This window comes from Alishewanella sp. WH16-1 (genome assembly GCF_001441695.1).
In the GTDB taxonomy this organism is placed as follows: domain Bacteria; phylum Pseudomonadota; class Gammaproteobacteria; order Enterobacterales; family Alteromonadaceae; genus Alishewanella; species Alishewanella agri.
The window spans coordinates 41,321-61,818 of the sequence record NZ_LCWL01000125.1; the positions used below are offsets into that span (position 1 = coordinate 41,321).

Below are 20,498 nucleotides of genomic sequence, written 5' to 3' on the forward strand. Positions count from 1 at the left end.
AAGCCACTACTGCAGTTGCGCTAAGGTCTGATCGGTGCGTTTTAACCAGTAAAGTAAAAGTGCGGCCAGCGCAACAAAGCCGGCCGCCAGCAGCAAACCAGGTTGATAGGAACCCGTGGCTTTGGCCAGAACGCCGGTGATGGCCGGTGCAATCACCTGGGCTAAGCCATAAGCCAGCGTTAATTTTCCCATTAACCGCGCGGGCTTGGTCGGGTATAAACGCCCGGCCATAGTCAGTACTAAGCTGACGACCCCAATAAAGGTCGCACCAAACAGCGCAGCACTAAATAGTACGGGCCAAAGTCCGGGCACGGTCAGCGGTAAAGCGATAGCAAGGGTTTGTAATAGCAGCGCCAGAATAATTGCATTCAGAAAACCGAGACCTCTGGCCAGTAAATCCCACACTAATACCGCTGGCGCCGCCGCCAAGCCCAACAGCACAAAAGCCAGATTGCCGCTGCCTGTGAGTCCCGGCAGTCGTTCAACGATAGTAACAATAAAGGTTGCAGTGACGACATAGCCGTAGCCGGCACCAAAGTAACTGAATAACATTAGTCGGATAAAACGACTGCCCGGCTCAGGCTGCATAGCAGTCTGTTGCTGGCTGGTACTGGTTAAAACCGGCGGCGGTAACCAGCGCCAGGCCGGTATAGCCAGCGCAACACCGAGTAAGGCTAATAAATACCACTGCTGCCACCAGTCAAAATCCAGCCTGAGCATCAGCTCAACCGCCAGCGCAGCGAGGGCGATGCCCAGCCCCAGCCCGGCAAAATGAACCCCAAGCTCGGCTCTTAGCTTATGCTGCAATAACCAGTGCAGGATCAACCCGGAGGCAATCAGCATCGAGCCGGCACTGCTAAGCCCGGCCAGATAGCGCCAGAATGCCCAGAGCCAGATATTTTCGGTCAGCGCCATACCCATGGTGCTGATAATCGCTAACAGCAAACCAAAGCGATACAGGCGGTCTTTTAGTGTCAGTGAGTTCAGGCTGGCCGCCAGTAAGGCACCGCTCATATAACCAAGGTAATTTACCGCGGCCAGATAACCGCCACTGGCGTCATCCAGCATACTTTGTTGCTGCATCAGTGGCAGTAAGGGGGTATAAGCAAAGCGTGCCACTCCGAGACAGAGTAACTGACTGAAAAAGCCGGCCAGCAGAACTTTCAGGCGTAATGGAAGCAAAGTTTAATCGCTAAGATCCTGAGCAACAGGACCTTAGCTTAGGCGATCAGCCCCATAGTGGCTATGCGCCGATAGTCTTAGTCTAGTAATGAATTAACGGGCATAAGTTGCAGTAAGCGTCGCTTTAGCCAATGCCATCGCATTTAGCATAAAGCCGACGACCGCGGCACTGGCGCCATCCGGAGCGGGTAAAGTTTCTTCCGGTAAGGCCCAGACCGTAAACTGATAACGGTGCATACCATGACCTTCCGGTGGGCAGGCGCCACCAAAATCTTTACTACCATAATCATTGGTAAAGCTACGGCTACCCGGCGGTAAGCTGCCTTTACCGGCCCCACGCGGCAAACCGGTAGCGGCCGCTGGAATATCGCTAACTAGCCAATGCCAAAAACCCGAACAGGTCGGCGCATCCGGATCAAACACCGTTACCGCAAAACTCCTGGTACCTGCAGGTGCATTCTGCCAGTTCAATGCCGGCGAAATATTAGCGCCGTTACAACCAAAACCATCAAATTCCTGATCTTTTGCCATAAAATGGCCTTCTTGCAGATCCGGACTACTCAGACTAAAACGGGTGTTACTCATTATTCTCTCCCAGGTTTAGAGGCTGGCCTTACCTTACGCCGCGACAAGACGCAGATCAAGTGATAGAGCCAACACCGGTAGTAAGTGGCCGCTTACTTTCAACTATAACGCTGTAGCCATTGATAGAATTGCGCCTTAGGTAAAGATCCGGCTTGCTGTGCCAGCACCTTACCCTGGTGGATCAGCATAATGGTCGGGATCGAACGAATAGCAAAGCGCGCCGCCAGACTTTGCTGTTGCTCAGTATCGACCTTAGCGAAACGAAAGCGGGGCTCCAACTCTGCGGCGGCGGCAGCAAATACCGGCGCAAAACTGCGGCACGGGCCACACCAGCTGGCCCAGAAATCCAGCACCAACGGCAGCTCAGACTTTTCTGCATGGGCAGCAAAATTCGCTGCCGTCAATTCCAGCGGCTGGCCGCTGAACAAGGCGTGTTTACATTTACCACAACGGCCATCCTGCAGCGGGCGATCGGCAGGTAAGCGGTTTAACGCATGGCAGTGGGGGCAGGCAATAATCATCGGCAGTCTCCGCAACAGGTGATAGTGCAGATATAAGGTGATCGGACACAAATTTAAAGACGCGATAACCTGCAACACGCAGAAAAAAGCCCCGGCACGCGGGGCTTAAGCAATTAAGTTATTGCAAAGGGATTATTCACGCGGTTTGCGTGGAGCCCGTGGCGCGGCACCCGGACGCGGGCCTGGGCCGGAACGCCGTTCACCAGCCGGTGCAGCACCGGTATCGACGGTAATATTCAGTTTTTGCTTACGCACATACACCTTTTTCAGATGCTGGAAAATCTCATTCGGGATATTCGCCGGCAGCTCAACAGTACTGAAATGGTCAAACAATTTGATATTACCGATAAACTGGCTATCAATATTGGCTTCGTTGGCGATAGCACCCACGATATCGCCGGCGCGCACACCGTGCTCTTTACCTACTTCAATGCGGTAAGTATTGTAATCACCTTGCAGCTCGCGACGCTGACGCGGACCGCGCTCTGGCCGATCACCGGCCGGACGGTCGCCAAAGCTACGCTCCGGACGATCACGGCGCTCACCGCCACGATCATTGCGTTCAGCACGGGCATGTGGCTGACGTAATTCCGGGAACTGTTTAGCCACATTTAACGGCTGATCTTTCTGTGCCAGATATAACAGTGCGGCAGCCATATCAGCATCAGTGGTTTCCAGCTTGTCGCGCCAGTCGTTAATTAAATCGACAAAGAAACTCAGATTCTGGGTTTCAATGGTTTGCGCCAGTTGGGCACGGAAGCTCTCAATCCGTTTTTGCTCAATCACCTGACCGGTTGGCAGGCTCATTTGCTCGATTGGTTGTTTGGTCGCATATTCAATAGTACGCAGTAACCGGCGCTCACGCGGCGATACAAACAAAATCGCCTTACCTTCACGGCCGGCACGACCAGTACGGCCGATACGGTGTACATAGGCTTCGCTGTCATAAGGAATATCGTAGTTCACTACCAAGCTGATGCGTTCCACATCCAGGCCACGGGCAGCAACGTCAGTGGCGACAATAATATCCAGCTGGCCGGCTTTCATACGACGGATGGTTTGCTCACGGTGAGCCTGATTCATATCACCATTTAAACAGGCTACCGCATAACCGCGGGCACCCAGTTTCTCAGCAATTTCTTCGGTAGCACTTTTGGTACGCACAAAGACGATACTGGCATCATACTCTTCGCCTTCCAGTACCCGGGTTAACGCATCCAGTTTTTGGTTGGCATCCAGCATCACAAAGCGTTGTTCAATGCGCTCCACTGTGCTGGTTTTCGAGGCGATCTTAATTTCTTCGGCATTGGTTAGATGCTTCTGAGCAATAGCACGGATCGGGGCTGGCATTGTCGCAGAGAACATCGCCACCTGACGACCGGCAGGCGTCGCATCCATAATGGTTTGCACATCATCGATAAAGCCCATCCGCAACATCTCATCGGCTTCATCCAGCACGATGGCACGGAGCTTATCCAGCTTCAGGGTGCCGCGATCCAGGTGATCCAGGATCCGGCCCGGTGTACCGACAATAACTTGTGAACCGCGTTTCAGCGATTTTAACTGATTGGTATAGCTCTGGCCACCGTATAACGGCAACACATGAAAAGCAGGCATATAACGGGCATAAGCCTGAAAGGCTTCGGCGACCTGGATCGCCAGCTCGCGGGTTGGCGCCAGTACCAGAATTTGTGGATCATTCTGCGCCGGATCTAACCGGGCTAATAATGGCAGGGCAAAGGCGGCGGTTTTACCGGTACCGGTTTGCGCCTGGCCAAGGACATCCTCGCCAGCTAATAATTTGGGGATGGCAGCCGCCTGAATTGGCGATGCGGTTTCATATCCAAGTTCGGTGACAGCACGTACCAGGGGCTCCGGCAGCATTAGCTGGGAAAATGACATAGAGTCAGACATACTTTGTTTTAACCTCAATAACACGCAGGCTCAGTGGTCGTGCAATTGTCGTTTCTACTATGCCTGCAATGCAGTAAAAACGCGAAATCGAATAAACAGCGCTAGCGTTATTCAATTTTATTCCAGTAGTATAGCCAATCATTTCACTGGCAAGAGGCACAAATGATCGAAATCCTCGTCGGCAGCCAAATGGGCGCAGCGGAATATGTGGCAGAACAAGTTGCTGAAACACTGGTACAAGCGGGCTATGACGTTACAACGCATCTGAAACCCGAACTCAATCAGCTAAACCAGCATGCTATCTGGTTAGTGATTACATCCACCTATGGCGCAGGAGATCTGCCTGATAATATTCAACCCTTTGCGGATCAATTAGCACAAGATCAGTGCGATCTTACCACACTTTCTTATGCAGTGATCACTTTAGGTGATTCCAGTTACGATACTTTTTGTCTGGCAGGGGCGAAAATCGCCGCTTTACTGGCTGCAAAAGGCGCTCGCTGCTTATTACCCGGGCTAAATATCGATGCTCAGGATCCAGAATTACCAGAAGATCAGGCGCTCGCCTGGTTACCACAACTTATCAACAGTTTATCCAGCATCCGCCAGGATTAAGCCTGATCAAGTGCCAAGCAATGGATCCGGCAAAGGCAGTCAAATACTGGCGTTGCCGATCTTATGATCCTCTTATCCTCACTTTACCCACAGTTAATGATCTTAACTTAACGCAATGTTGATAACTTAGCATTTTACCAAGGTATAAGCTGTATTTATCCAATTTATAAGTTTATTAAACCCATCAACTGTGGATAAAACAGGATCTTACCCACCTGTTAGATCAGGTTAGATCCAAGCTTGATCACAGGATCTGATCCTATTTAAGCTTATGATCCTTTGAAAGAAAATAGCCTTATCCACCAGAAAACCCTTGCTTAATAAGAGTAATAACAGAAAAGATCTAAAAAGATCCTATATATATTAAGGCGGATCCAGATCTGGTTTTAGCCATTTCCCTCTCCACCGGATCAAGCTACAATATCTGCCCTGTTTTTTATTGGTAACAGATCGAGGCAACAATGCTGTATCAGGAAACTTTTGATGTGATCGTCGTCGGTGGTGGCCATGCCGGTACTGAGGCCGCATTAGCTGCAGCACGCACCGGTTTGTCTACTTTATTGCTGACCCATAATATTGAAACGCTGGGTCAAATGTCGTGTAACCCGGCCATTGGTGGTATTGGTAAAGGCCATCTGGTAAAAGAGATTGATGCCTTAGGTGGCGCTATGGCGATTGCTGCTGATAAAGGCGGGATCCAATTCCGTACCCTGAACAGTTCAAAAGGCCCGGCAGTAAGAGCTACCCGCGCCCAGGCCGATCGCCAGTTATACCGCGCCGCAATTCGTCAAATACTGGAAAATCAACCAAACCTGAAGATCTTTCAACAGGCCTGTGACGATCTGATTGTTGAACAGGATCAGGTAACAGGCGTCGTTACCCAGATGGGATTACGCTTTAAAGCCAAAGCTGTGGTATTAACAGTAGGAACCTTCCTTGGTGGCCAGATCCATATAGGTTTAGAGCAATTCGCCGGTGGCCGTGCCGGCGATCCACCCTCTATCGCTTTGGCCAGACGTTTACGGGAACTGCCATTTCGGGTTGATCGGTTAAAAACCGGCACGCCACCACGCATTGATGCCCGCTCCGTCGATTTTTCGGTGATGCAAGCTCAGCCTGGTGATACCCCTACTCCGGTATTCTCATTTTTAGGCAAGCAAAGCGATCATCCGACACAGATCCCGTGTTTTATCACCTACACCAACGAACAAACACACCAGGTGATCCGGGACAATCTGGATCGTTCACCGATGTATACCGGTGTCATTGAAGGCATAGGGCCACGTTATTGCCCATCTATTGAAGACAAGGTCATGCGTTTTGCTGATAAAGATAAACATCAGATCTTTATCGAGCCAGAAGGCCTGACCACGCACGAGCTTTATCCCAACGGTATTTCCACCAGCTTGCCTTTTGATGTGCAGCTGTCGATCGTGCGTTCAATCAAAGGTATGGAAAACGCCTATATCACCCGGCCAGGCTATGCCATTGAGTATGATTTCTTTGATCCACGCGATCTGAAAGCGACGCTGGAAACTAAATTTATTAAAGGCTTGTTCTTTGCCGGTCAGATCAACGGTACAACCGGTTATGAAGAAGCAGGTGCTCAGGGCTTATTAGCCGGACTTAACGCTGCGCTTTACGCTAAAGAGCAGGATGGCTGGTCGCCAAGCCGCGATCAAGCCTATCTTGGTGTACTGGTTGATGATCTGACCACACTAGGCACTAAAGAACCTTACCGCATGTTTACCAGCCGTGCTGAGTACCGGTTGATGTTACGTGAAGATAATGCTGATGCCCGCTTAACTGCCAAGGGCCGCGAACTGGGCTTGGTTGATGATATCCGCTGGGCAGCCTTTAACCAGAAAATGGAACAAATAGAACTGGAACGGCAACGTTTACGCCAGAGCTGGGTCCATCCACAACATTCGGCACTGGCAGCAGTTAATACGCTGCTTAAAACCCCATTGACCCGCGAAGCCAGTTTGGAAGAGCTGATCCGTCGCCCGGAAGTCACTTATCAGCAGCTGCTGGCCATTGATAGCTTAGGCCCGGTACTAGCGGATCCGGTAGCGGCAGAGCAGGTTGAGATCCAGATCAAATACGAAGGTTATATCAACCGGCAACAGGATGAGATCGCCAAACAACAGCGTAACGAAGAAACCCGCTTACCGGCTAAGTTTGATTATAGTCAGGTTAAAGGCCTGTCAAATGAAGTGGTTACCAAGTTAAATCAAACTCAGCCGGAAACAGTAGGCCAAGCATCACGGATCTCGGGTATTACCCCGGCAGCGATTTCATTATTACTGGTTTATCTGAAGAAGCAGGGTTTACTGCGTAAAACCGCTTAAGCGGAATTAAGGATCTATGGCTGAGTTGTTAACTACCCTGCGTAAGCTGGTCGCGCAAACAGATTTACAGTTATCAGAATCGCAACTGGCGCAATGTGTACAGTACGTTGCGTTATTGGATAAATGGAATAGTGCTTATAATCTGACTTCAATTCGCGATCCACAAGAAATGCTGATTAAGCATGTGTTAGATAGCCTGGTGGTCGCACCTTACCTTACCGGACAGCGTTTTATTGATGTCGGCACCGGGCCGGGTTTACCCGGCGTTTTATTAGCCATTTATTATCCGGATAAAGATTTTACCCTGCTTGATAGTCTGGGCAAACGGATCCGCTTTTTAAATCAGGTAAAAATGCAGCTCAAGCTGCAAAACATTACGCCATTGCAAAGCCGGGTTGAAGAACATCAGCCAGCACAGGGCTATGATGGTGTGATTAGCAGAGCCTTTGCCTCACTGAATGATATGCTGAGTTGGTGCCAACACTTACCTGCTGCTGATGGCCGCTTTTTCGCCATGAAAGGCGCTGCCGTGCAAGAAGAAATTGCAGCTTTGCCGGATTTTGTTAAAGTAGACGCCATCCATCATTTGCAGGTACCACAGCTGGATGCGCAACGTCATCTGGTGGTGCTGAGTAAATCCGAATAGGTAACGTCTGATCAACACGAGGGACACCGTGGGCAAAATCATCGCAATAGCAAACCAGAAAGGTGGAGTAGGTAAAACTACGACGGCGGTGAATCTGGCTGCCTCCATGGCTGCAACCAAACGCAAAGTGCTGTTAATCGATCTGGATCCACAGGGCAACGCGACTATGGGCAGTGGCGTCGACAAATATGAACTTGCTGCCACCGCTTATGAATTATTAGTCGATGAAAAACCGCTGGCTGAAGTGGTCGTCAAAGACACCTCTGGTGGTTACCACCTGGTGGGCGCGAACTCTGATGTGACCGCGGCTGAAGTCCGTTTAATGGACGTATTTGCCCGCGAGCTGCGTTTGCGCAATGCTCTGAAAGCTTACAAGAACAGTTACGACTTTATTTTTATCGATTGCCCGCCGTCGCTCAACATGCTTACGGTCAATGCCATGTCGGCGGCAGACAGTGTGCTGGTACCGATGCAATGCGAATATTTTGCCCTGGAAGGCTTAACCGCCTTGGTTGATACCATTAATAAACTGGCTTCAGTTGTTAATCCCGAGCTAAAAATCGAGGGTATTCTGCGTACTATGTACGATCCACGCAACCGGCTGGCGAATGACGTCTCCGAGCAGTTAAAGCAGCATTTTGGTGATAAAGTCTACCGCGCGGTGATCCCACGCAATGTTCGTTTAGCTGAGGCGCCAAGTTTCGGTGCCCCGGTGATGTATTACGATAAAAGCTCCACTGGAGCCAAAGCTTATCTGGCGTTAGCCGGTGAAATCTTGCGCCGCTCTGAAAAGAAAAAGCCGGTTACCGGTGCCGTCGCCCAGTAATCGCATATAAGGATTATAGAATCGCATGTCTTTGAAAAAACGTGGTTTAGGTCGTGGACTCGATGCGTTATTAACGGCAGGTAAACCTGCCCCGGTCGCTACAGCCAAAGAGCGTTCTGAATTACAGCAGATCCCGGTTGAATTTTTACAACCCGGCAAATATCAGCCACGTAAAGATATGTCGCAGGATGCACTGGAAGATCTGGCCAGTTCGATCAAAGCCCAGGGTGTGATTCAACCGATCGTGGTGCGGCCCCTGGCTGAAAATCGCTATGAAATTATTGCCGGTGAACGCCGCTGGCGCGCTTCGCAGCTGGCGCAACTGGCCGAGGTGCCTTGTTTGATCAAGGATGTGCCGGATGAAGCCGCAGTCGCCATAGCGCTGATTGAAAATATCCAGCGTGAAGATCTGAACGCCATGGAAGAAGCCGTGGCGCTGCAGCGCTTACTGACCGAATTTGAATTAACCCACCAACAAGTCGCTGATGCGGTCGGTAAATCCCGCGCCGCAGTGAGTAATCTGTTACGGCTAAATCAGTTAAACGACGATGTGAAACTACTGCTGGAGCATGGCGATATCGAGATGGGGCATGCCCGTGCGCTGTTAGCACTGGACGGTGATGCCCAGTCTGACGCTGCCAGATTGGTGGCAGCAAAGCAGCTGACAGTGCGCGATACCGAAAATCTGGTGCGCCGCATTCTGGAGCCGGCACCGGCGAAAACGCCGCGTGAAAAGGATCCGGATGTTGCCGCGCTGGAGCTGAAACTGAGTGAACATTTTGCGGCACCGGTACAAATTGATTACAACAAGAAAGGTAAAGGCAGTTTACTGATCAGCTATAACAGTCTGGATGAACTGGACGGCATTTTGCAGAAACTGAAAGCCCAGCAAAACGACTAGTGGCGTTCTGTTTACAAATCAGCGACAGGACTATAGTTGTAGCCGCTTTTTGTTGCAAAACAAGGCCAGTTCAGTATACTTGCCGCAGTTTTTTGCCTCGGATCCCAGGCAGCAAATGAAACCGGAGATGTAATGCAACCGAATCCGCGACAGGTTCGAATTTCAGCCTATAAATTAGTCGCTTTTCAGGTTGTGGTGGCGGTAATAACGGCCCTGGTGTTTGCTGTGATCTCAGGCGAGCTGGCAGCCAAGTCAGCCCTGAAAGGCGGCCTGATTGCCGCAGTACCGAATTTCGTCTTTGCCTTGATTGCTTTCTGGACCTTGGGTCAGGGCACGGCAGAGCAAGCGAAGGCCGCCATGATGCGCGGTCATGCGCTGAAAATTATTTTGACCATAGTGCTTTTTGTCGTCGTAATGCAACAGGATATCGCCGCTGGCCCGCTGATGGTCGGCTTTGTTCTGACGTTATTGGCACAATGGACAACAGCAATTTTCTTTAAACATTGATAATTGGGATGAAACATGGCTGCAGGTGAAACTAGCATTTCAAGTCATATTCAGCACCACCTAACAAATGCCAAAATGTGTACTGTCGATGGCAGTGTCGCATTTAACAAAGCATGTAGTGAGGCTGGGTTCTGGGTATTACACATCGACTCCTTAGCATGGTCTATTGGCTTAGGTGTGTTATTTCTTTGGTTGTTCCGCACTGCCGCGGTAAAAGCCACTAAAAATGAGCTGGCTGTGCCGGGCAAGTTCCAGTGTTTCGTAGAAATGCTGGTCGAATTCGTTGAAAGCAACGTCAAAAGCACCTTCCATGGCCGTAGCAAGCTGATTGCACCACTGGCACTGACCATTTTCGTTTGGGTATTCCTGATGAACCTGATGGATCTGGTACCGGTAGATGTGCTGCCTGCGCTTGCCGGTTGGATTGGCGCAACCTTCTTTGGTATGGACTCGCATGATGTTTACATGAAGATCGTACCGACCACTGATATCAATACCACTGCCGCACTGGCGCTGGGTGTCTTTGTATTGATGATCGGGTATTCAATTAAAATCAAAGGCGTTATCGGCTTTATTAAAGAGCTGACGCTGCACCCGTTCCACACCAAAAATGTGTTTGTACAAGCCCTGCTTGTGCCGTTCAACCTGTTATTGGAAGTGCTGGCGCTGATTACTAAGCCGTTTTCGCTGGCACTGCGTTTGTACGGAAACCTCTATGCCGGTGAGATGATCTTTATCCTGATCGGTATTATTGGCTTGTTACAGTTGCCTCTGCACTTTATCTGGGCGGTATTCCATATTCTGGTTATCGTGCTGCAGGCCTTCGTGTTTATGATGCTGACCATTGTTTACCTGAGCATGGCCAGTGCAGACAATCATTAATTTTTACCTTTATCTTTAACTTAACTTTAACTATCGGAGTAAAAAAATGGAAAATATCTTAACTATGCCAGAAGCAGTGGTAGAAGCGGTAAAACTGATCGCCGTAGCCCTGTTAATCGGTTTTGGTGCTATCGGTACTGCACTGGGCTTCGCCAACATGGGCGGTAAGTTCCTGGAATCATGTGCCCGTCAACCAGAGCTGGCACCTTCTCTGCAAGTTAAAATGTTCATCCTGGCAGGTCTGATCGATGCTATCTCGATGATCGCTGTTGGTATCGCAATGTACATCCTGTTCGTTGGTTAATTATCTGACGTTTTCTTAAACCAAGAACTAATTAACTAAGGAGGAGCGGACGTGAATCTGACTCTGACTATTATCGGACAGATGATTGCTTTTGCAGTTTTCGTCTTGTTCTGTATGAAGTTTGTCTGGCCACCTTTGATGAATGCCATCGAAGCGCGCCAGAAGAAAATTGCCGACGGTCTGGCTGCCACTGACAGAGCTGAAAAAGATCTGGCACTGGCGCAAGACAAAGCTAAAGATCAGCTGAAAGATGCTAAAGCGCAAGCTGCCGCCATCATTGAGCAAGCGAAAAAGCGTGAAGCTAAGATGATCGACGAAGCAGTTGCTAAGGCAAATGCTGAGCGTGATCACATCCTGGCTCAGGCAAAGGCTGAAGTTGAAGCTGAACGCAATCGTTTACGTGAAGATTTACGCAAACAAGTTGCTGCATTAGCGGTAGCCGGTGCAGAAAAGATCCTGCAACGTTCTATTGATGAAACTGCTCACGCAGACATTCTGGAAAAACTGGTACAAGAACTGTAAAGAGGATGAGCTATGTCTGATTTGACGAATATTGCTCGTCCGTATGCAAAGGCGGCCTTTGATTTTGCGGTTGAGCAAAATGCCTTGGACGCCTGGCTGCAAATGCTGGGTTTTGCTGCGGAAGTAGCAAAGCATGAGCAGGTTGCAGCCTTGCTTCGTACTACGGGCATTGCTGAACAGCAAGCCCACCTGTTTATCCAGGTATGTGGTGAGCAACTCAATGAGCAGGGCCAGAACTTGATTAAAGTGATGGCTGAAAATCACCGCTTGTTGGCGTTGCCGGAGGTATTAGCCGCTTTTGTTGAACACAAAGCCGCGTATGAAAAAGAAGTTACTGTTGATGTAACTTCTGCTACAGCGCTGAACGCCGCTCAACAGGACAAGCTGATTGCTGCATTGTCGCAACGTTTGCAACGCAAAGTTAAATTGAACTGTAGCGTCAACCCGGAAGTCGTCGGCGGTATGCTGATTAAAGCCGGTGACATGGTTATAGATGGCTCGGTCCGCGGTAAATTGGATCGCCTGGCAACTGCGCTGCAGTCTTAATGGGGAACAGAGAATGCAACTGAATTCCACAGAAATATCTGAACTGATCAAAAGTCGTATTGCTCAGTTCAACGTGGTCAGTGAAGCTCGCAACGAAGGTACCATCGTTCAGGTAACTGACGGTATCATTCGCATCAATGGCCTGGCAGACTGTATGCAAGGCGAGATGATTGAGCTTCCTGGCAGCCGTTATGCTATCGCACTGAACTTAGAACGTAACTCAGTGGGCGCGGTAGTAATGGGTCCGTATGCGGATCTGACGGAAGGCACTAAAGTTAAAAGCACTGGCCGGATCCTGGAAGTTCCAGTAGGTCCTGGTCTGTTAGGCCGCGTAGTAAATACGCTGGGTGCTCCTATTGATGGTAAAGGCCCAATCGATGCTGCTGGCTATGAGCCGGTAGAAAAGATTGCACCGGGCGTAATCGACCGTCAATCGGTAGACCAACCAATGCAAACGGGTTACAAATCGGTTGATGCGATGATTCCAATCGGCCGTGGTCAACGTGAATTGTTGATCGGTGACCGTCAGACCGGTAAAACGGCACTGGCGATCGATGCCATCATCAACCAGAAAGGTACTGGCGTTAAGTGTGTTTATGTCGCTGTAGGTCAAAAGGCTTCTACCATCGCTAACGTAGTACGTAAGCTGGAAGAGCACGGCGCCCTGGCCCACACTATCGTTGTGGTTGCATCAGCGTCTGAAGCGGCTGCACTGCAGTTCCTGGCACCCTACTCTGGCTGTACCATGGGTGAATACTTCCGTGACAACGGTCAAGACGCTCTGATCGTATACGATGACCTGTCGAAGCAAGCTGTAGCTTACCGTCAGATCTCGTTACTGTTACGTCGTCCACCAGGCCGTGAAGCTTACCCAGGTGACGTATTCTATCTTCACTCTCGTCTGCTGGAGCGCGCATCACGCGTTAATGCTGACTACGTAGAGCGCTACACCAAAGGTGCGGTAACAGGTAAAACCGGTTCATTAACTGCGCTGCCAATTATCGAAACCCAAGCCGGTGACGTTTCTGCGTTCGTACCTACTAACGTAATTTCGATTACTGACGGTCAGATCTTCTTAGAAACTGACTTGTTCAACGCCGGTATCCGTCCAGCGGTTAACGCCGGTATTTCGGTATCACGGGTAGGTGGTGCAGCCCAAACTAAGATCATCAAAAAGCTGGGTGGCGGTATCCGTCTGGCCCTGGCCCAGTACTCAGAACTGGCTGCGTTCGCGCAGTTCGCCTCTGACCTGGATGATGCAACCCGTGCCCAGTTAGAGCACGGTCAGAAGGTTACTGAGCTGATGAAACAGCTGCAGTACAGCCCGATGTCAGTTGCTGAGATGGGCGTGTCTATTTTCGCTATCGAAAAAGGTTTTATGAAAGACGTCGACGTGGCTAAAGTCCTGGACTTTGAAGCCGGTTTGATTGCCTTTATGAAAGCCGAACACGCTGAGCTGATGGCTGAGATCGACAAAACCGGTAACTACAACGACCAAATCGAGTCTACGTTTAAAGCCGCTATTGAGAAATTCAAGGCAACGCAGACCTGGTAAGCAATGTGGGTGGCCTGTGCCACCCCATTCGTTGAATAAATCGGAGATACAGTCATGGCCGGTGGTAAAGAGATAAAAAGTAAGATCGGGAGTATTAACAATACTCGCAAGATCACCAGTGCTATGGAAAAAGTTGCGGTCAGTAAAATGCGCAAAGCGCAGGACCGCGTGGCTGCAACTCGCCCATACGCTGAAGGTATGCGCAAAGTGATCGGTAACGTGGCACAAGGCTCGCTGGAATATCGCCATCCGTATTTAGCGGAGCGCGAAGTTAAGCGGGTTGGTTACATCGTTATTTCAACCGACCGTGGTCTTTGCGGTGGCCTGAACACCAACGAGTTTAAGAAAGTTGCTATTGAGCTGAAAAGCTGGAAAGAAAAAGGCGTGGATACCGAGTTTGCCATCATTGGTAACAAGGCTGCGGCGTTCTTTAAGCGGTTTGGTGGTAAGGTAGTAGCTGCCCAGGCCGGTTCAGGTGATGTACCACGGCTGGCGGACGTGATTGGTTCGGTACAGGTCATGCTGAAAGCATTTGACGAAGGCCGGATTGACCGCTTATTCCTGGTGTACAACAAGTTTGTTAACACCATGAAGCAAGAGCCAGTGATCGATCAACTGTTACCTCTGCCAAAAACAGACCTCGCGAAGCGTGAGCACAGCTGGGATTATATTTACGAGCCGGATCCAAAACCTATCCTGGATATGTTGCTGTCTCGTTATATTGAATCGCAAGTGTACCAAGGCGTTGTAGAAAATTCTGCCAGTGAACAGGCAGCACGGATGGTGGCGATGAAGGCCGCAACCGATAACGCCGGAAACCTGATGGATGACCTGAAGTTGGTTTACAACAAGGCACGTCAGGCTGCGATTACCCAAGAGCTCAGTGAAATCGTCGCGGGCGCGGCTGCTGTAGGCTAAGGTAAAGAGTTTTGCAAAATTGAGGAAACATCATGAGTCAAGGTAAGGTCGTCCAAATCATTGGCGCCGTTGTGGATATCGATTTTCCACAAGACGCGGTACCTGGTATCTATGACGCGTTAAACGTTACCGACGGTGACCTGCAAGGTCTGGTGCTGGAAGTTCAGCAGCAGCTGGGTGGCGGTACGGTGCGTGCAATCGCGCTGGGTTCTACTGACGGTTTACGTCGTGGCACTTCAGTTACCAATACTGGTAAAGCAATTCAGGTTCCGGTGGGTAAAGCCACGCTGGGCCGTATTATGAACGTTCTGGGTGAGCCAATCGACGAAGCTGGCCCAATCGGTGAAGAAGAGCGTTGGTCAATCCACCGCGCTGCACCAAGCTACGAAGATCAGGCAGCTTCAAACGCCCTGCTGGAAACGGGTATCAAGGTTATCGACCTGGTATGTCCGTTCGCCAAGGGTGGTAAAGTGGGTCTGTTCGGTGGTGCCGGTGTAGGTAAAACTGTAAACATGATGGAACTGATCCGGAACATCGCGATCGAGCACAGCGGCTACTCAGTATTCGCCGGTGTAGGTGAGCGTACCCGTGAAGGTAACGACTTCTATCACGAGATGAAAGACTCTAACGTACTGGATAAAGTATCGTTAGTGTATGGTCAGATGAACGAGCCACCAGGAAACCGTCTGCGCGTAGCCTTAACCGGCTTAACCATGGCAGAAAAGTTCCGGGATGAAGGCCGTGATGTTCTGTTCTTCGTTGACAACATCTACCGTTATACTCTGGCCGGTACTGAAGTATCTGCACTGTTAGGCCGTATGCCTTCAGCAGTAGGTTATCAGCCAACGCTGGCGGAAGAGATGGGTGTACTGCAAGAGCGTATCACCTCAACTAAGACCGGTTCTATCACGTCAATCCAGGCCGTTTACGTACCTGCGGATGACTTAACTGACCCGTCACCGGCAACGACGTTCTCGCACTTAGATGCGACCGTTGTATTAAGCCGTAACATTGCGTCACTGGGTATTTACCCGGCGATCGACCCACTGGACTCTACCTCTCGTCAGTTAGACCCACTGGTTATCGGTAAAGAGCACTATGAAGTGGCGCGTGGCGTACAAACAGTACTGCAGCGTTACAAAGAGCTGAAAGATATTATCGCCATTCTGGGTATGGATGAACTGTCTGATGAAGACCGTACTACTGTATACCGGGCGCGTAAAATTCAGCGCTTCCTGTCACAGCCATTCTTCGTTGCTGAAGTATTCACTGGCTCACCAGGTAAGTACGTGCCGCTGAAAGAAACTATCCGTGGCTTTAAAGGCATCCTGGCCGGTGAATATGACCATATGCCAGAGCAGGCTTTCTACATGGTTGGTTCAATCGACGAAGCGATCGAAAAAGCGAAGAAACTGTAAGTTCAGGCTTTAGGAGAGCGAGATGGCGATGACAGTGCAACTGGATGTAGTAAGTGCCGAAGAAAAAATCTTCTCCGGCCTTGTCGAATCCGTGCAGGTCACAGGCAGTGAGGGCGAGCTGGGTATTTTACCTTTCCACGCCCCGTTACTGACCACCCTGAAACCTGGCATGGTCCGTATCGTGAAACAGTTTGGCGAAGAGCACCTGATTTATGTTGCCGGTGGTGTACTTGAAGTACAACCCGACACCATTACGGTGCTGGCTGATGTTGCGGTACGTGGCGAAGACTTAGATGAGCAGGCTGCTTTAGACGCACAAAAACGTGCTGAAGAAGCCATGCAGCATGCCAGCGCTGACTTTAATTACGCCGAAGCGGCGGCGCAACTGGCGGAAGCCATTGCCCAGCTGCGCGTTATTCAGAAAATGCGCAAAAAATAAGTTTCCGTACGCTAAAAAAGCCACCTCAGGGTGGCTTTTTTTATGCTCAAAACGCTATTTTCCTGCTGTTCACAACTTGTCGCAGTTAGTAAACCTCTTTATAGTAAAACTGCTACCGATAAGCAGTAAATAACAACACAGGATAAATAGGATAACTAACAATGCGCGCTTTACTCGCAGTATTACTTTTATGTTGGCAGTTTGCGGCTACGGCTCAGTCGCTTTCATTGGCTGACTATGCCAGACAGCCACAGTTTCTGGAAATAAAAATCTCGCCTACAGGTAAATATCTTGCTGCTACCAGCCGCAGCGAAGAAGGTAATGTTTATCTACAAGTTATTGATATTAAAACCAATCAGGTCATCAGTGTACGTCACTTCAGTGGTAGAGACTCGATAGGCACCATTAACTGGGCGAATGCCGAGCGCTTATTATTAACGATAGTGCGGGATATTGGCGCTTTAGAGTCGCCCGTTGCCACCGGAGAGTTATTCGCCGTCAATGCCGACGGCAGTAACGCTAAAATGCTGACCGGTTATCGCGCTGATCACGAAAAAGATGCTGCGACTATTATTAATTATCTGCCTGAGGACGAGAACTTTGTATTAATTGTCACTGCAACACCAAATCGTCGCGGTTCATTTAGTCTGGTAAAACGCTTAAATATTGAAAATGGCCGTACCCGCCAGGTCGCCAGAGCGCCGATGCGCTCATCGGGTATGATAACTGATGCTAATGGTGTCGCCCGTATTGCTGTTGGTGTTGACCAGAACAACGACAATGAAATGGTGATGATGTACCGTAAAGATGAGCGTAGTGATTGGCAAACGTTACGTCGTTATGGGCAACGCGATGGCAGTTTCCAACCCATAGGCTTTATGGCGGATAATGTGCGCATCCTGGGTACCAGCGACACGCAGACGGATACTAAGGCGATCAGTATTTTTAATCCTGAAACAGGTCAGGAAGAAGTACTGGCGCATCATCCAAAAGTCGATGTTGCCCCCATTTTTAGTCTGCGTAATGGTCTGATTAATGAGGTGATAGGCGCAGCATACGACTATGATATTTATGACGAAGTGTTTTTTGCTGATGTCAAAGATCAGGAGTTTAGTGCAAATTTACAAGCCTTAAGGGCGGCATTTCCTGGTCGTCGAATCAGCATTACGTCAGGTACCCAGGATAACAGTTTGGCCATACTCTCCGTAAGATCTGCCAACCATCCAGTCGAGTTTTATATATATGATATTAAAAACAAGCAACTGAGTTATTTGCTTAACGCCAGCCCCTGGTTAAAGGCCGAACAATTAGCGCAAACCCAGGCGATTTTCTATAAGAGCCGTGACGGCCTGGATATTCATGCCATTCTTACTTTACCTAACAATAAAGAGGCAAAAAATCTACCACTGATTATGCTACCGCACGGCGGTCCGCATGGTCCGCGTGACTATCTGGATTACGATAGTGATGCCAAGGTGCTGGCACAACACGGTTATGCTGTTTTACAGCCTAACTTCCGCGGTTCGGGTGGTTTTGGCCGCAGTTTCTTACAGGCAGGCTATCAAAACTGGGGTACCACCATGATCGATGATATGACCGATGGTGTGTTACATCTGGTTAAAGAGGGTATCGTAGACCAAAACCGCGTATGCGCTTACGGTGGCTCCTACGGTGGTTATGCCGCCTTAATGAGCGCCGTGCGGGAACCGGATTTGTATAAATGTACCGTCGGTTTTGTTGGGGTCTTTGATCTGAATCTGATGTATACCGATGGCGATATTCCACAACGCAAAAGCGGTATTAACTATCTGGAAATGGCAATTGGCCGTGATCAACAGCGGTTAGATGCACAGTCACCGATTAAGCACTTAGACAAACTTAAGGCTCCGGTATTTATTATCCATGGTAAGGAAGATCAACGGGTGCCGATTATTCATGCCGACCGTTTACGGGCTGAGTTAGAAAAGCGCAATCATCCGTTCGAGTGGCTGGTAAAAGAAAAAGAGGGTCATGGCTTTTATAAACCAGAGAATAACGTAGAGCGCTGGGAAAAAATGCTGGCTTTCTTTGATAAATATATTGGTGATAGCCGCGCCGCTAATTAAACCAACCTTTAGCTACACCAAGGGAGCCAGCAGGCTCCCTTTTTTTCGTGATAAGATTTAGATAATATTTTCAGCTATTTAAAATCAATGGTTTAGTGATTTTATGTTCGCGATAAATTGCTAAGTGTTCGATAAGCGACACTATCGTTTCCTGCCATTATAGTTTGTTGGTCAGTGGCTCATGCCACCTAACAGAGTCGACGAAATTCAAACTATAAGATGCAGGGAAACTCCATGAACAAGCATGTCCTATCACGGTTTTATCAAGCAAGCGCACTGCTACCGCTTTTGGTTAGCTCGGCGTTATTTGCTGCGCCAGCAGAGGTTGGTGTCGTCACCACAAACCCAACTAAGGTGCAGCTTGTACCTTGTTATGCCAAAGATCTGCCGGACCGTCTGTTGTGTGGCACGGTGCAGCAACCGTTAAATATCAAAGCAGTAAAAGATGCTGAGAATCAGACGATTTCGATTCATTTTGCGATTATTCCGGCAATTAAGCCGCTATACCCGACAGAGGCTGTGCTGGCTTTTGCCGGCGGACCTGGACAGTCAGCATTCGATGCCGCTGCCGTCTTTGCGCAGGCCTTGCGGTATGCCCGTGAAAACCGGGATATTTTGCTGGTCGATCAGCGTGGCACCGGCAAATCAGGTCTACTGCAATGTGACGGTATGGATCTGGTTAGCCAATTTGCATTTGATGAAAGCACCGCAGATATCGTTGCGCTGGCGAAAACCGACACCCTGGCCTGTAAAGAAAAACTGCAGGTCGACCTTAACCATTACACCACGGTAGCCGCTGCCAGCGATTTTGAGGCGGTAAGGCAGGCTCTGGGTTACCAAAAGTTACATCTGTACGGGGGTTCCTATGGCACCCGGATGGCGCAGGAATATATGCGGCAATACCCTGCTGCAGTCGTTACAGCGACTCTGGATGGCGTGGTACCTTTTAATCAAAGCCTGGGCGCTTTAGGGGCCGCTTCCGATGCCTCTGTTGCCGCCTTGTATGCCTATTGCGAAGCATCAGAGACATGCCACCAGCAATTTCCGCGTGCTCGACAGCAATTGCAGCAACTGATCCAACAGCTGGATGCGGCACCGGTAAGCACCCGGGTCCGTCATCCGCGCACCTTTGCCTTAATCGATCTCACCCTGACCCGCGCCAAACTGCAACAGGCAATACGATTTGCCTTATACAGCAACAACAGCCGGGCTTTGTTGCCCTACACCATTGAACAAGCATTAGCGGGTGACTACAGCCCCCTGGTCGGTCTGATGTTGTCGCAGGACATCGTGCAACAGCTTTCTGTTGGCGTGAATTTCGCGGTGGTGTGTGCAGAAGATGTGCCGTTCTGGACGGCAGAAAGTCGTGCTGAATTTGCCAAAAGCTACTTAGGCCGTACCTGGATGCAGAGCGCTGAAGCCAGCTGCGCTGTGTGGCAAACGCCGGCAGTCGATGTTGCTTATACGCAGCCACTGCAAACCGCGACACCGGTACTGTTACTCTCGGGCGGCCTGGATCCTGTCACGCCTCCGGCTTGGGCAGAATTAGCCATGAGTCAGATGCCGAATGCCCGCCATCTGGTCGCGCCTCATGCCACCCATATCGTCGCGTCGCAAAGCTGTGCCCCCAAGCTGATTAGCCAGTTTATCAATCAGCAGTCGGCAGCAAATCTCGATGCCAGTTGCCTGAATCAGGAACTGCGCAAACCTTTCTTTACTAACGCCAATGGTGTGGCGTCGTTAACTGCAGAGCAGGAGTAA

Annotated in this window: 20 protein-coding genes; 16 read left to right on the plus strand and 4 right to left on the minus strand. The window is 49.9% G+C overall.

Annotation, left to right across the window (positions count from 1 at the left end):
- Positions 1–6 precede the first annotated feature (6 nt).
- The 4 genes from AAY72_RS13615 to AAY72_RS13630 form a co-directional block, all read right to left on the minus strand.
- Positions 7–1,182, minus strand: coding sequence for a YbfB/YjiJ family MFS transporter (locus AAY72_RS13615; RefSeq protein ID WP_057788210.1), 1,176 nt, complete (start codon positions 1,180–1,182; stop codon positions 7–9).
- A gap of 93 nt (positions 1,183–1,275) precedes the next feature.
- Positions 1,276–1,767 carry a YbhB/YbcL family Raf kinase inhibitor-like protein gene (locus AAY72_RS13620; RefSeq protein ID WP_057788213.1) on the minus strand — a complete coding sequence of 164 codons (492 nt, stop codon included), beginning with the start codon at positions 1,765–1,767 and terminating at the stop codon, positions 1,276–1,278.
- Between the two features lie 98 nt (positions 1,768–1,865).
- Positions 1,866–2,288: a thioredoxin TrxC gene (gene trxC / locus AAY72_RS13625; RefSeq protein WP_057788215.1), complete on the minus strand. Its 423-nt coding sequence runs from the start codon at positions 2,286–2,288 to the stop codon at positions 1,866–1,868.
- A 132-nt stretch (positions 2,289–2,420) separates the two neighbouring features.
- Positions 2,421–4,202 (minus strand): DEAD/DEAH box helicase, encoded by a 1,782-nt coding sequence (locus AAY72_RS13630; RefSeq protein ID WP_231728972.1) that lies wholly within the window; start codon positions 4,200–4,202, stop codon positions 2,421–2,423.
- 162 nt (positions 4,203–4,364) lie between these two features.
- Here AAY72_RS13630 and mioC point away from each other — a divergent pair, with 162 nt between their 5' ends.
- The 16 genes from mioC (at position 4,365) to AAY72_RS13710 (ending at position 20,498) form a co-directional block, all read left to right on the plus strand.
- Positions 4,365–4,817, plus strand: coding sequence for an FMN-binding protein MioC (mioC, locus tag AAY72_RS13635; protein ID WP_057788219.1), 453 nt, complete (start codon positions 4,365–4,367; stop codon positions 4,815–4,817).
- 461 nt (positions 4,818–5,278) lie between these two features.
- A complete protein-coding gene (gene mnmG, locus AAY72_RS13640) occupies positions 5,279–7,168 on the plus strand; it encodes a tRNA uridine-5-carboxymethylaminomethyl(34) synthesis enzyme MnmG (protein WP_057788221.1) in 1,890 nt (629 codons plus the stop codon).
- Between the two features lie 16 nt (positions 7,169–7,184).
- On the plus strand, positions 7,185–7,814 hold the full coding sequence (gene rsmG, locus AAY72_RS13645; protein WP_057788223.1) for a 16S rRNA (guanine(527)-N(7))-methyltransferase RsmG: 630 nt from the start codon (positions 7,185–7,187) through the stop codon (positions 7,812–7,814).
- 28 nt (positions 7,815–7,842) lie between these two features.
- Entirely contained in the window at positions 7,843–8,640 is a 798-nt protein-coding gene (locus AAY72_RS13650; protein WP_057788225.1) for a ParA family protein, read from the plus strand.
- Between the two features lie 25 nt (positions 8,641–8,665).
- Complete coding sequence (locus AAY72_RS13655; RefSeq protein WP_057788227.1) at positions 8,666–9,541, plus strand: ParB/RepB/Spo0J family partition protein; 876 nt, start codon at positions 8,666–8,668, stop codon at positions 9,539–9,541.
- Positions 9,542–9,673: 132 nt separating this feature from the next.
- Positions 9,674–10,048: an ATP synthase subunit I gene (locus tag AAY72_RS13660; RefSeq protein ID WP_057788229.1), complete on the plus strand. Its 375-nt coding sequence runs from the start codon at positions 9,674–9,676 to the stop codon at positions 10,046–10,048.
- A 15-nt stretch (positions 10,049–10,063) separates the two neighbouring features.
- Positions 10,064–10,930 (plus strand): F0F1 ATP synthase subunit A, encoded by an 867-nt coding sequence (gene atpB / locus AAY72_RS13665; RefSeq protein ID WP_057788231.1) that lies wholly within the window; start codon positions 10,064–10,066, stop codon positions 10,928–10,930.
- A 64-nt stretch (positions 10,931–10,994) separates the two neighbouring features.
- Positions 10,995–11,234, plus strand: coding sequence for a F0F1 ATP synthase subunit C (gene atpE / locus AAY72_RS13670; RefSeq protein WP_057788264.1), 240 nt, complete (start codon positions 10,995–10,997; stop codon positions 11,232–11,234).
- Between the two features lie 51 nt (positions 11,235–11,285).
- Positions 11,286–11,756 carry a F0F1 ATP synthase subunit B gene (gene atpF / locus AAY72_RS13675; RefSeq protein WP_057788233.1) on the plus strand — a complete coding sequence of 157 codons (471 nt, stop codon included), beginning with the start codon at positions 11,286–11,288 and terminating at the stop codon, positions 11,754–11,756.
- Between the two features lie 12 nt (positions 11,757–11,768).
- Positions 11,769–12,302 carry a F0F1 ATP synthase subunit delta gene (atpH, locus tag AAY72_RS13680; RefSeq protein WP_057788236.1) on the plus strand — a complete coding sequence of 178 codons (534 nt, stop codon included), beginning with the start codon at positions 11,769–11,771 and terminating at the stop codon, positions 12,300–12,302.
- 13 nt (positions 12,303–12,315) lie between these two features.
- Complete coding sequence (gene atpA / locus AAY72_RS13685) at positions 12,316–13,857, plus strand: F0F1 ATP synthase subunit alpha (RefSeq protein WP_057788238.1); 1,542 nt, start codon at positions 12,316–12,318, stop codon at positions 13,855–13,857.
- A gap of 54 nt (positions 13,858–13,911) precedes the next feature.
- The gene (gene atpG, locus AAY72_RS13690) at positions 13,912–14,775 is read left to right on the plus strand and encodes a F0F1 ATP synthase subunit gamma (RefSeq protein WP_008950594.1); all 864 of its coding nucleotides are present in this window, start codon (positions 13,912–13,914) and stop codon (positions 14,773–14,775) included.
- Positions 14,776–14,807: 32 nt separating this feature from the next.
- On the plus strand, positions 14,808–16,193 hold the full coding sequence (atpD, locus tag AAY72_RS13695) for a F0F1 ATP synthase subunit beta (RefSeq protein ID WP_008950593.1): 1,386 nt from the start codon (positions 14,808–14,810) through the stop codon (positions 16,191–16,193).
- Between the two features lie 22 nt (positions 16,194–16,215).
- On the plus strand, positions 16,216–16,632 hold the full coding sequence (locus tag AAY72_RS13700) for a F0F1 ATP synthase subunit epsilon (RefSeq protein WP_008985011.1): 417 nt from the start codon (positions 16,216–16,218) through the stop codon (positions 16,630–16,632).
- 161 nt (positions 16,633–16,793) lie between these two features.
- Entirely contained in the window at positions 16,794–18,737 is a 1,944-nt protein-coding gene (locus AAY72_RS13705) for a S9 family peptidase (protein ID WP_057788240.1), read from the plus strand.
- A 234-nt stretch (positions 18,738–18,971) separates the two neighbouring features.
- On the plus strand, positions 18,972–20,498 hold the full coding sequence (locus tag AAY72_RS13710; RefSeq protein WP_008985009.1) for an alpha/beta hydrolase: 1,527 nt from the start codon (positions 18,972–18,974) through the stop codon (positions 20,496–20,498).